The 11,661-nt window shown below is 65.5% G+C and carries 10 protein-coding genes and 1 tRNA gene; 1 reads left to right on the top strand and 10 read right to left on the bottom strand.

The window, feature by feature from the left end:
* Positions 1-6: 6 nt before the first annotated feature.
* Entirely contained in the window at positions 7-1,128 is a 1,122-nt protein-coding gene (locus tag TX83_RS12970; RefSeq protein WP_064748375.1) for an MvdC/MvdD family ATP grasp protein, read from the top strand.
* A 91-nt stretch (positions 1,129-1,219) separates the two neighbouring features.
* On the opposite strand, the gene TX83_RS23360 is transcribed toward TX83_RS12970, so the two are convergent.
* The 10 genes from TX83_RS23360 to TX83_RS12930 form a co-directional block, all read right to left on the bottom strand.
* Positions 1,220-1,381, bottom strand: a complete 162-nt coding sequence (locus tag TX83_RS23360; protein ID WP_186442592.1) for a hypothetical protein — start codon at positions 1,379-1,381, stop codon at positions 1,220-1,222.
* Positions 1,382-1,395: 14 nt separating this feature from the next.
* Positions 1,396-1,794: a hypothetical protein gene (locus TX83_RS22820; protein WP_141233496.1), complete on the bottom strand. Its 399-nt coding sequence runs from the start codon at positions 1,792-1,794 to the stop codon at positions 1,396-1,398.
* A 213-nt stretch (positions 1,795-2,007) separates the two neighbouring features.
* Positions 2,008-2,082: transfer RNA gene (locus tag TX83_RS12965), tRNA-Val, on the bottom strand.
* Between the two features lie 129 nt (positions 2,083-2,211).
* Positions 2,212-4,242: an excinuclease ABC subunit UvrB gene (uvrB, locus tag TX83_RS12960; RefSeq protein ID WP_064748374.1), complete on the bottom strand. Its 2,031-nt coding sequence runs from the start codon at positions 4,240-4,242 to the stop codon at positions 2,212-2,214.
* Between the two features lie 170 nt (positions 4,243-4,412).
* On the bottom strand, positions 4,413-4,859 hold the full coding sequence (locus TX83_RS12955; RefSeq protein ID WP_064748373.1) for a type IV pilin protein: 447 nt from the start codon (positions 4,857-4,859) through the stop codon (positions 4,413-4,415).
* Between the two features lie 12 nt (positions 4,860-4,871).
* On the bottom strand, positions 4,872-8,642 hold the full coding sequence (locus TX83_RS12950; RefSeq protein WP_064748372.1) for a pilus assembly protein: 3,771 nt from the start codon (positions 8,640-8,642) through the stop codon (positions 4,872-4,874).
* A gap of 10 nt (positions 8,643-8,652) precedes the next feature.
* A complete protein-coding gene (locus TX83_RS12945; RefSeq protein ID WP_064748371.1) occupies positions 8,653-9,168 on the bottom strand; it encodes a pilus assembly PilX family protein in 516 nt (171 codons plus the stop codon).
* An 8-nt stretch (positions 9,169-9,176) separates the two neighbouring features.
* Positions 9,177-10,412 (bottom strand): PilW family protein, encoded by a 1,236-nt coding sequence (locus TX83_RS12940; protein ID WP_064748370.1) that lies wholly within the window; start codon positions 10,410-10,412, stop codon positions 9,177-9,179.
* Entirely contained in the window at positions 10,409-10,891 is a 483-nt protein-coding gene (pilV, locus tag TX83_RS12935; RefSeq protein ID WP_075575148.1) for a type IV pilus modification protein PilV, read from the bottom strand. The genes TX83_RS12940 and pilV overlap by 4 nt, the downstream gene beginning before the upstream one ends.
* Positions 10,888-11,424 (bottom strand): GspH/FimT family pseudopilin, encoded by a 537-nt coding sequence (locus TX83_RS12930; RefSeq protein ID WP_064748368.1) that lies wholly within the window; start codon positions 11,422-11,424, stop codon positions 10,888-10,890. The genes pilV and TX83_RS12930 overlap by 4 nt, the downstream gene beginning before the upstream one ends.
* Between the last annotated feature and the right edge of the window lie 237 nt (positions 11,425-11,661).

Below are 11,661 nucleotides of genomic sequence, written 5' to 3'. Positions count from 1 at the left end.
GCGCACATGACGACATTGATTGTCTCCGATCCGTGGGACATCCACGCCCGCTCGGTGGCCTGGGCGTTGGAGAACGAAGGCGAACGCGTGCACGTCTGGTACACCCACGACTATCCGCAGAAGCACGGCGTCAGCCTGCGCACCGGCGGCGGCACCGGCTCGATCTGCCTGCACTGCCTGCGCCACGGCTGCGACTTCGACACCGCCGACGTCGATACGGTGTGGTTGCGCCGCTGGTATCAACCCGAGGCCTCGGCGCAGTTGCATCCGGCCGACGTCCTGTTCGCCCAGCGCGAATCCACCGAGTTCGTGCGCGCGGCGATCAATCTGCTCGATGCGCAGCGCGAGCGCTTCTGGATCAATCCGGTGCAGGCCAAGTCGCTGGCCGACCGCAAGGCGGTGCAATTGCACCACGCCGCCGCGGTCGGGCTGGACACCCCGCCGACGCTGATCTCCAACGATCCCGAGGCGATCCGCGCCTTTTACCGCGAGCATGGCGGCCGCGCGATCTACAAGCCGATCACCGCCGCCTCCTGGATCAGCGACGACAAGGTCTGGGGCACGTTCACCACTCCGTTGACCGACGAATTGCTGCGTCAGGACGCGGCCCTGTCGAACGCGCCGGGCATCTACCAGCCGTTGCTGGACAAGGCCTACGAGCTGCGGGTGACGGTGATGGGGCGCACCGTGATCGCCGCGCGCCTGCATTCCCAGCGCGAGGGCCAGTACCTCACCGACTGGCGCGCCAACGACTTCGACGAGCACATGGGCTGCGAGCGCTACGCGCTGCCCGAAGCGGTCGAAGCGCGCTGCCTGCAGGCGATGGCGCGGATGGGGCTGGTGTTCGGCTGCATCGACATCGTGGTCACCCGCGACGGCCGCTACGTCTTTCTCGAAGTCAACGAGATGGGACAGTTCATGTGGCTGGAGGCGATCAACCCCGGCCTGCAGCTGCTGGATTGCGCGGTCCGGTTCATCCGCAGCCGCGACACGGCCTTCGTCTACGACTGGCGCGAGCCGGCTTACCGCTATCGCGACTACTGGGAATCGCGCGGCGAACGCGGCGAGGCCGAGCCGGACGCGCAGCGCCACGTGCCCCTGCCGCAGGCCTACCAGATGCGCGAATGAGCGCCGGCGGGCCGAGCGTCCGGCGAAAACAAGCGGGCCGGGAGGCAGTGCCTCCCGGCCCGTTTTCCCCTGCGCAATCCGGGCTGCCGGATTACGGGATCTGGTCGCCGTTGTCGGCCGAATCGATCTCGCCGAACGGGCTGGTACGGCGATAGGTCGTCGCCGCCACGAACGCCGCATCCTGCGCGGCGCCTTCCATCTGCTCGGACTCGATCGCGACCATGCGGCCGATCAGGCGGGTTTGTTCGCTCATTGCCCACTACTCCTTTAGCAAGGCGGCGGATCGCCGCAAAACCAGCATCCGCAAGCGCGGCCGCGCCAGCAAGCGGCGATTTGCGCGCCCGGATGCGCCCGCGCGACGCCGAGCGCGGATTTTTCTTCGCAGCGACATGCAGTTGAATTCGCCAGGAGCGGCAAATTCAGCAAGGCAAAATCGGCAATCAAACCGACTTGTGCGGCGTTAAGCACGTTCATTTCGCGCTTGGTTCTGCGACCGAGTGCGGGTTCTGCGCGAATGCCGCGACGCCGCCCGCAATCGCGCCGCCGGACGGTCTGCCAGGCCGCGGCGGCGCCCCAGGCTGTCGGCCCGCATCGGACCACAGCGGCTTCGGCCGCCGCCTGGACGGCCTGCGCGCGGCGGTCACGGCGCGCATCGGCGATGCGCACGGCAGCGATCGCGGCGATCGGTTGCGCCGCCGTCCCGACACGAACGCACGACGCGCGGCCGCGACCCTATCGATGCCGGATACGCCCTCGGCCGCATCGCGCGAAGGCGCCAACGCCTCAACGACGGCAACGCAGAACCTGCGCCCGAACGGCGCGTTGCGGACAAACGAAAACGGCGCACCTCTTGCGAGATCCGCCGTTGCCGTAACAAATTGGTGGGCGGTACAGGGTTCGAACCTGTGACCCCTACCATGTCAAGGTAGTGCTCTACCGCTGAGCTAACCGCCCGTCGCCGTATTTTTCGATCAACACCCCGGCGAGGGCGCGTAGTGTAGCCCAGCCCAAAACGGGCGACAAGCCCTCTTAACGCCCCGCTCCCACCGGCTCCGCGCCGCTCCGGTGGGCGCCCGGCGGCGCTCAGGCCGCGAAACCGGCGTCCTTGAGCTTGCGCAATTCGTCGCGCACCGCCGCCGCCTGTTCGAACTCCAGGTCGCGCGCGTGTTGGTACATCTGCTGCTCCAACTGCTTGATCCGGGCCGCGAACTGGGCCGGACTGAGCGCGGCGTAGTCGGCGGCTTCCTCGGCCAGCTTGCGCCCCTTGCCGCGGGCCTTGAGCGCTTCGGGGTCGACGCGGGCGCCTTCCATGATGTCGACCACCGCCTTGGTCACCGACTTCGGGGTGATGCCGTGAGCCTGGTTGTATTCGACCTGCTTGCTGCGGCGGCGGTCGGTCTCCTCGATCGCCTTCTGCATCGAGTTGGTGATCCGGTCGGCGTACAGGATCGCCTTGCCGCGCAAGTTGCGCGCGGCGCGGCCGATGGTCTGGATCAGCGAGCCGGTCGAACGCAGGAAGCCCTCCTTGTCGGCGTCGAGGATCGCCACCAGGGACACCTCGGGCATGTCCAGGCCCTCGCGCAGCAGGTTGATGCCGACCAGCACGTCGAACTTGCCCAGGCGCAGGTCGCGGATGATTTCCACCCGCTCGACCGTATCCACGTCCGAGTGCAGATAACGCACCTTGACCCCGTGCTCGCCGAGGTACTCGGTCAGGTTCTCGGCCATGCGCTTGGTCAGGGTGGTGATCAGTACGCGGTCGCCCATCGCCACGCGCTCGCGGATTTCGCCGAGCACGTCGTCGACCTGGGTCGCGACCGGACGGATCTCGACCTGCGGGTCGATCAGGCCGGTCGGACGCACCACCAGCTCGGTGATCTGCCCTTCCGAATGGCGCAGTTCGTACGGCCCCGGCGTGGCCGAAACGAAGATCGAGCGCGGCGAACGCCCCTCCCACTCCTCGAACCGCAGTGGCCGGTTGTCCAACGCCGACGGCAGGCGGAAGCCGAACTCGACCAGGGTTTCCTTGCGCGAGCGGTCGCCTTTGAACATCGCGCCGATCTGCGGCACGGTGACATGCGATTCGTCGACCACCAGCAACGCGTCCGGCGGCAGGTAGTCGAACAGGCACGGCGGCGGCTCGCCGGGCATGTGCCCGGTCAGGTGGCGCGAGTAGTTCTCGATGCCGTTGCAGTAGCCGACCTCGGCCAGCATCTCCAGGTCGAACTGGGTGCGCTGGGCCAGGCGCTGGGCCTCGACCAGCTTGTTCTGCGCGTACAGCTGTTCCAGGCGCTCGCGCAATTCCTCCTTGATCGTGTCGATGGCGTCGAGCACGGTGCGGCGGGTAGTGACGTAGTGCGAGCCCGGGTAGATCGTGTAGCGCGGCACCTTGTTGAGGGTTTCGCCGGTCAGCGGGTCGAACAGGGTCAGCTGCTCGATCTCGCCGTCGAACAACTCGATCCGCAGCGCCTCGGCGTCGCTTTCGGCCGGGTGCACGTCGATCACCTCGCCGCGCACCCGGTAGGTGGCACGGCGCAGCTCGGTGTCGTTGCGGGTGTACTGCATCTCGGTCAGGCGGCGGATCAGCTCGCGCTGGTCGATGCGCTCGCCGCGCACCATGTGCAGGACCATGCGGAAGTACTCGTTCGGGTCGCCCAGGCCGTAGATCGCCGAGACCGTGCAGACGATGATCGCGTCGCGCCGCTCCAGCAGGGCCTTGGTCGCCGACAGGCGCATCTGCTCGATGTGCTCGTTGACCGAGCTGTCCTTCTCGATGAAGGTGTCGCTCGACGGCACGTAGGCCTCGGGCTGGTAGTAGTCGTAGTAGCTGACGAAGTACTCGACCGCGTTGTGCGGGAAGAAGGCCTTGAACTCGCCGTACAGCTGCGCCGCCAGGGTCTTGTTCGGCGCCATCACGATGGTCGGCTTCTGCACCTGCTGGACCACGTTGGCGATGGTGTAGGTCTTGCCCGAGCCGGTCACCCCCAGCAGGGTCTGGTGGGCCAGGCCGTTCTCGAAGCCCTGGACCAGGCGCTCGATCGCCTGCGGCTGGTCGCCGGCCGGCGAATACGGCGCGACCAGCTGGAAGCCGGGGGACTGGGCGGTGTCGTCCATCGTGCGATCCGAACGCGGGGGAGTCGACCAGTGTAGCCAACCCGGTCTCAACGGGTGAGATGAGCGCCTGGCAGCGTCGCCAGACGCCCTCCTCCCGCCCCAAAACGGCCAGGCCCGCTCCGATCCGGAGCGGGCCTGGCCGCGGCGCCCCTGGCAGGCAGCGCGAGGAGTTACTTGTTCCAGCACTCCGCCGGAAGCGAGGCCGGTCCCTTCACGCCGGTATTGGACAAATTCATGGTCCCGCACTTGTCCTTGTCCTGCCCGGTCGAAGCGCTCGGCACCGCCTGCAGCACGAAGCGGTTTGCGGTGACCGCGCCGTCGAAGGAAATCGTGTACTGCGCGGTGCCGTCCTTCGGCGACTGCGGGGGATTGTGGTAGATCGCGCTCAGGTTGGCGCCGACGTAGGTGTTGTTGATGGTGTAGTAACGCTCCATCGCCTGTGCCGCCTCGGCTAGGTCCGACTTGGCCTGGCCGCGCCGGCTCTTGCGCACGCTGTCTTGGTAGGTCGGCACGGCGATGCCGACCAGGATGGCCACGATCGCCACCACCGCCATGAGCTCCATCAGGGTGAAGCCCCGGCTCAGGCGCGCGATCGAACGGTTTCGGTAAGACGTCATGTCGGTCCCCTGTTATCGGATCTGGCGCCAGGACTGGCGTCCGCACGGCCGCGGCAGATAGATCGGCTGCGAGCCCGAAGTCTGCACCATCACCGAGCACTTGGCCGCGACCGCCTTGGCGATCTCTTCGTCGGTCGCCGTAACCGGCAGGATATCGGTCTTCGGCGTCGCCACCACGGCCACGTCCTTCACCGGCGCCGTACCGGTGCCGCTGCCCTGGCGCTTGAGCTTGACCGCGCCGACCTTGTCGCCGAAGCGATTGCCGGTGGCCGAGCCGATGCGCCCGTTGGACAGGCCGGCCGAACCGCTCAAGGCGTCCAGGCCGTACAGCCAGTTGTTGCCGTCGGTCGAGCAGCCGTCGGTGCTGTTCGGGTCGTAGGTCGGGAAGAACAGGATGCCGTTCTGCAGGCGCGGATTGCCGATGAAGCGCTCGCCGGTCGCAACCGGGTTGCCGTTCTTGGCCGTGTCGACGCCGAGGTTGATGAACCAGCCCTTCTTGGTCGCGTCCAGGCGTCCGCCGTCGACATAGCGCAGCACGGCGCCCGTAGTGTCGACTTCCTGGTTGATGTACTGGGCCTGCAGCTCGTTGCGGCCGGCGATGACCGCACCCTTGTCGATGATGCCGTACACGCTCTGCATCGCCTTGTCGCTGGGATCTTCGGTGAACGAGAAGCTGCCGGTGCCGAACAGCACCATCACGTCGTTGCCGACCGTGGTCGCTTCCAGGCCGCCGAGAATCGGCTGACGCAGGCTGTAGTTGTCGTTGTAGCGGGCGATGAACAGCGGCTGGCCGCCGAAGCCGACCGTGTTGTTGCGCAAGTCGAACTTCCACACCGCGCCGTTGAGGTCGCCGGCATAGACCGTGTCGGCGAAGCCGTCGCGGACCTGAGTGGCGCTGGTGCCCTGGTAGCGGTCGATCACCACCACGTTACCGAGGCCGTTCTTGGTCCGGGTCGGCAGCGTGCCGGTGGTTTCCTGAGCGGTGATGCGAGTGACCTTGCCGTCGGCGATATCGACCAGGAACAACACGGCCTTGCCGTTCGCGCTGTCGTAGCCGTTGCCGAAAATGGCCTTCCACTTGATCGCGCCGCCGGCTTCCTTGACCGGAACGATGGCGATCTTGCCCAGCACGCTGCCGATGTCCTTGGCGCCGTTGGCGTCGCCGGACATGTCGTTCACTTCCCACAGCACGTTCAGCGCGGTCTGGCTGGTCACGTCGAGCGCGAACACGCCCTTGCCACCGGCGCCGACGCTGGCGGCCAGCACCGTCTTCCAGGCGCTCCCGTCGTGGGCGTCAGAGACCGTGACCAGGCCATCGACGAAGTAGCGATGCTGGAACACCTGATCGTTGCGATCGGCGGCGCGGTACGGGAACAACAGATTGCCCATGTGCCCGACCGAGGTCGCCGGGATGTAGGCGAACTGCTCCTTGCCGCTGTCGCCGTCGAAGGCATGGAACATGCCGTCGTTGGCGCCGACATAGACGAAGGTCTTGCGACTGGTGCGCTTGGTGTTGAGATAGTTGGCGTAGTTCAGCACGTCCGGAGTCAGGCCGTCGGCGCTGCGCAGGCCGCGATAGCCGTAGTCGTCGCCCTTGGAGGAGACGATCGGAGTCGAATTGACGATGTCGCCGAGCAGCGTGGTGCGCTTGCGCAGTTTGCCGCCGTCGTGGGCCCGGCTGCCGCGCAGATAGGCCACCGCTTCGGCGCCGGTCACGCCGCCGTCGATGCGGTTGAACTTGCCGGCGCAGTTCTGCAGCGCGTCGCTGCACAACGCCGTCTGCACTGCCGCGTCGGTGGCGCCGAGCGCAGTGGCGGTGAAATCGCCTACGGTCGGCTTGACGCTGCCGGCCGTGGTCTTGCCGAACCGGACCGTACGGCCCGCATCCGTGATTTGGGAAGCGGCCTCCCACTTCTGGGTAAAGGTGATGGTCCCGGCGACCGGATCGTTGACCGCCGTATACGCAGTCAGCCGGCTGAACCAGTCGGTACCGTTGTTGGCCGACTCGTAGATCGGCTCGACCGACAAGGTGTTGGAGCCCACGCGCGCGCCGACCAGGCCGATGGTGCCCGACGGAGTGGCGCCGCCGCCGACCGAGGCCAGGATCTCGCGCATCGCCGAAGTGATGTCCGAAGGGGTCGTGGCGTTGATGTACTTGCCGCGCGCGTTCATGGTCGCGTGCCAGATCTCGTCGACGGTGCTGGGAGCATCGTTCTGAAGAGCACGCCAAGCCGGATAGCCCGCCGGGGTGTAAGGATCCGGGGTGTTGGTGACCGGATTGTAGGTCACGCCGTAAATGTCGCCGCGAGCTCCGAGGGTGACCCCGTAGAAGTTCATGTGCGGGTCTTTGCGGCAGTCCAGCCGGGGGTCGTTCGGGGTGGTATTGCAGGCCTCCGGAACCGGCACCTTGCCCAGGCCGAGGTCGCTGCGCAGCGTCGTCTTGTAGTACAGCGCAGCGGTATCGGCGAGCGTATTGGGGTGCCCATCGGCGAGCGGCGCGGGCATGTCGGCGTCCTGCGAGCCGACCGCGGGTCCCCCGCCGTTGCTGTAGCCGTCGGTGAACAGCATGCCGGCGTTGATCTGACAGGCGTACTTCACCGGCGCGCCGGCGTCGGTGCGCAGGAACTGCTTGCCGATATGCTCCACAGCGAAGCGGTTGGGCGTGCCGCCGCTCGCGTTCAAGGTCAGCAGCTTTTCGTTATAGAGCGCCGCTTTCTCGGCCGCCACCGACATATCCCGCATAGTCACGTCGCCGTAGCTGGTCGGATTAATCGTGAACATGCCGACGCGCATCTTCTCGGTGCGCTCGAGCGACAAGGTCAGCGCCGCCTTCATCGCGCGGTTGCGATTGCCGTAGAAACTGAACCAGTTGGCGAAATTCTGGATCGCAACGGCGTATTTCCCAGTGGAATAATTGCCGGGTTTGATCTCGTATTTATAGAGGTCGCAGCCATTGCCGCACGCGTTCTTGGCCAATGTCGGCGTCGCGGTATAGCCCCAGGCGGAGCCGGCGGTAGCGGACTTGAGGTAGAACGTCGCCGGATAGTACTCGATGGAGATCTCGCAATAGTCGCTGACTGTGGTCGCGCTGTTGAGCGTGCGCCAGCTGCCGCCGCGCAGCCCACCGCAATTGCCGTCGGAGTAATACACCGTATCCTTGGGCAGGACCGCCCCCTTGGGCACCATGAACAGGTTATCGCCCCCGTTCATGCGCCAATTACTCGCAAGGCTGATCGTCGGTGACGCTTTGTCCGGATCGACTCGGGTATCAGCGATGCTGGCCTGAGGATAATCGACGATTTCGTTGGATGCGTTCGGCCGTTTCCAGGGTGAGTAGGTGATGTTTGGATTGAAGTAGGCCGGATTCACGTCGGGCGATCGCGCGAAGCCGAAATTATCGATCGGCGGAATCGCATAGCGATTGTCGCCGATACGATAGTCGTTCGACGGAATGGTGTGGTGGAAGTTCTCTAGATCCTTGCTGTCGTTCTGGGTGCGCGGCCGCGCGTTGACGCCAGTGCCGATGAAGAAGCCGTTGGTGGAAGCGGCGTCCTCTTCCCAGAATGCCGCGCCGTCCTTGCCCGGGAACAGGGTCTGGAAGGTCATCGAACCGGAGTTGTCGACCGCCATGACGAACGCGGGCGGCACGGTCACGCTCGAGTTCAACGGCGTCTGCGCCAGCGAGCCGCCGGCCTGGATCGCGTTGGCGTTGTACAGCCAATAGCCGCCGGCGGCGACCGCCAGCGCCAACGGCGCGAGTAGATAGATGCGCGGGGAAGTCATGACGTTACCCTCAGGGCACGAAAATGGTGTCGATGACGGCGTCCGAACCCGGGTTCGCGCCGCGGTCCACGGCGTAGGCCGTGACCTGGAAGATCAGATTGGTGTTCTCGCTGACCGGTGCGGTGCCCATGCCGATACCGCTGCCGCCGGAGACGCACTCGTCGATGCGGCGCGTATAACTGAGCTTGGCCGGTAGCGGGTTGGCGTACTTGAGCTTTTCCGCCCAACCCGACGGGTCGAAGCCGGCGGTGCAGACCGACTCATCCAGGTCGATGGCCTCGGCGCCGCCGCTCTGGACCTGGCGCTGCAAATCGCTTTCCTTACCGCGGGCGCGGCCTTCGGCATTCTGGAATGCCATATTGGTAGAGCGATAGCTGGCCGTCATACGCTCTTGCAGACCGGTGACCTGCATCGCGGTAATGCCCAGCAGCGCCAGCAAGATCAACATGATCAAGGCGACGTACAGCACCACTCCGCGCTGACTGCGCTGGAACTTGGGATACGAACGGGTACGGATGATATTCATGGCAGGCCTCAGTTTCCGTACAGCCGGTTGCGCAAAGCGATACTGGTTTCGTACACAGTGCGATAGCGCTGGTCGTCCGGCAAGGTCAACTGGGTCCCGAGCGAACGCGTAGCCGCGGTTCGTTGCTGCGCCGAAGCCGGGTCGGTGCTGCGGATCAGCAAGCCGACCTGCATGCCGCCGACGCGTTGCCAGCCGCCGCTGCTGTCGCTGGCCGGCAGCAGATTGGCCGCCGTGCGCACCGCATCGATCACGCCAGTCGGCGGCTGGGTCGGGTCGGTGACCATGTCCTGGGCGAACAGCAGCTGCATATTTTCCACACCCTCGACGATTTCCTCGGACGCCACCGCGATAGTGTCCGTACCCGGAGCGGCATCGAACCGAGCCCGATACAGCGTAGGAATTGCCTTTCCGGTGAAATCGACGGCGTTCTTCTTGAGACCGATGTAATAGAGGTAGCTGTCAGCGCGGTACAGACGGGCCTGACCCGATGCGAAGGTGTCGGATCCGTCGAAGGCGATCTGGTTGACGCCCGTGGTCCGCACGGTGAGAACCTTGGCGCCGCTGACATCGGCGACGGCGCTGGCCTGGAACAGCACGACCGAGCGGCAGTCGGCGATGCCGAACAAACCGGGCGTGGCTACTGCGCGCGTCAACGAGCCCCACTGGGTCTGGCCCGGATTGACCCGGATCGTCGCCGGGTTGCCTGTGGTGAAGCCGATCACTTCCGCGCTTTCCGGCGAAAGGACACGCAGCACCAAGAGATCGCTGCCGCGGATCGGCCTTGGATCCAATGAATTGAAAAAATCATTCTGCACCGCGGGCACCCAGTCCGCTGCGCTGCCTACGACGGGATCCGCGATCAAACTTACGGTATCGGCGGGACCGGTGTTGCGCGCCTCGTAGCCGCGGACCGAATAGTCGAACCGCAGCGCCTCGCGTGCAGCTGGAACGGTCGTGTAGTTGCTGCGATCAGACAGGAACAGTTCGCCGAACATGCCGTTGCCGGCATAGAAGTGGGCCTGATCGGAGACACAGCCGAAATGACCGCTCATGCGCGCGTCGCGCTGCAGCGCATCGATCGCGAAACGCGAGCTTTCCTGCGTACGCGCCAAGCCCTGCGCCATCTGATAAGACGCCCGCGAAGCGCTGAAGATCTCGACCAAGCCCAACAGCAGCAGGCCGCTCAACAGCAATGCCACCATCAACTCGATCAGTGACAAGCCTTGTTGCAGTCGTCGGCTCACAGCGCGCTCTCCATTTCGAATTTGGTGCCGGCGCCGGGAAGCGAGCTCCAGCGCTTATCGTCGTCCCACACGATCTCGATTCTGACCGTCTTATTGGCGTTGACGACCACCGTCGCTACCGCCGACTCGCCCAATGCCTGACGCATGCGGCAGGTGAACGCCGCCTTGCGATCGTCCGGGGTCAGCTTGTTGATCCGCGCGCAGCTGGCGTTCGCCGCCGCCGACGAGGCGTTGTAGGTGCCGCCGTACTTGGCCGCCAGCAGGCGGTTGGAGCGAATGTCGTCGAGCAGGTCGCTGGACAGGTTGGTGGCGATGGTGCGCTGGTTGGCGCTCTGCGACAGGCGCAGGTTGGTCGCCTGCAGCATCGCCAGGCCGAGCAGCCCCAGACCCATGACCAACACCGCGATCAGGACTTCGATGAGGCTGAGGCCGCGCTGCGCTCGGGCGGACACAGGCCGACGGGCAGGTCGACGGCTCATGGGCAGGCTCCCTTGGTCACGCTGACGCGACCGATGCGATTGATGTCGAACGAGCGCACGTTGTAGGCGCCGGGCTTGCAGGTATCCGCCTTCATGGAGAAGTTGAAACTTCTGACCGTGACGGTGTTTCCCGACTTCTGGATCGCGCGGCCGCGGTCGTCGAAACCGATCGGCGTCGTGTCCGGAAAGCTGAGGGTGACCCCGTCCAGCGGCTCGATCACTCGCTTGACTTCGGTCGTCTTATTGCGATTGCCGTCGCCGTTCTCGTCGGTCCATACGAGCATGCCGTCCTTCCATTCCGCCCCGCAGTCGTCACGAGTCGGGTTGCTCGGGCAAACCCAGGCCTGGCTCTTGCTGCGCAAGGCCTCGGCGCGAGCGAGATTGAACGTCGCCAGCATTTGGTTGGTCGCGGTCGACACCCGGTTGGACCGGATGGATTCGGTAAAACTCGGCAGAGCCAGGGCGAGCAGGATCGCGGCGATCCCGATCGTCACCATCAGCTCGATCAGCGTGAAGCCGGCGGCACGGCGCATGTGCGGTTCTCTTCCCCAGAGGACAGCGACGATGCTAACAGTCGGAATTACTTGGAAAACCCGCCACACCGACGAGCGGTCGGGCTGGGTCGGCCAATGGTCCGAGGGGGAAAAATATTCCGACCAGCGTCACGTCCGGAGGGTCGACCGGCACCGTCCGCTGCGCCGCACGCGGCGATTGCGCGGATCGAGGATTGGGGATTCGGGTTGCCGCACGGCCCCGCCTTAGTCATCGCC

Origin of the sequence: Lysobacter antibioticus HS124 (assembly GCF_000336385.2) — a bacterium.
Taxonomy (GTDB): Bacteria; Pseudomonadota; Gammaproteobacteria; order Xanthomonadales; family Xanthomonadaceae; genus Lysobacter; species Lysobacter firmicutimachus.
This window is presented reverse-complemented; position numbering and strand designations above follow the sequence as displayed.

Excerpts from the sequence above, each read along its gene's own strand:
- uvrB (WP_064748374.1), bottom strand. The coding sequence starts at position 4,242 with ATGGACGACACCGCCCAGTCCCCCGGCTTCCAGCTGGTCGCGCCGTAT.
- TX83_RS12945 (WP_064748371.1), bottom strand. The coding sequence starts at position 9,168 with ATGAATATCATCCGTACCCGTTCGTATCCCAAGTTCCAGCGCAGTCAG.
- pilV (WP_075575148.1), bottom strand. The coding sequence starts at position 10,891 with ATGAGCCGTCGACCTGCCCGTCGGCCTGTGTCCGCCCGAGCGCAGCGC.
- TX83_RS12930 (WP_064748368.1), bottom strand. The coding sequence starts at position 11,424 with ATGCGCCGTGCCGCCGGCTTCACGCTGATCGAGCTGATGGTGACGATC.
- TX83_RS12955 (WP_064748373.1), bottom strand. The coding sequence starts at position 4,859 with ATGACGTCTTACCGAAACCGTTCGATCGCGCGCCTGAGCCGGGGCTTC.
- TX83_RS12970 (WP_064748375.1), top strand. The coding sequence starts at position 7 with ATGACGACATTGATTGTCTCCGATCCGTGGGACATCCACGCCCGCTCG.
- TX83_RS12950 (WP_064748372.1), bottom strand. The coding sequence starts at position 8,642 with ATGACTTCCCCGCGCATCTATCTACTCGCGCCGTTGGCGCTGGCGGTC.
- TX83_RS23360 (WP_186442592.1), bottom strand. The coding sequence starts at position 1,381 with ATGAGCGAACAAACCCGCCTGATCGGCCGCATGGTCGCGATCGAGTCC.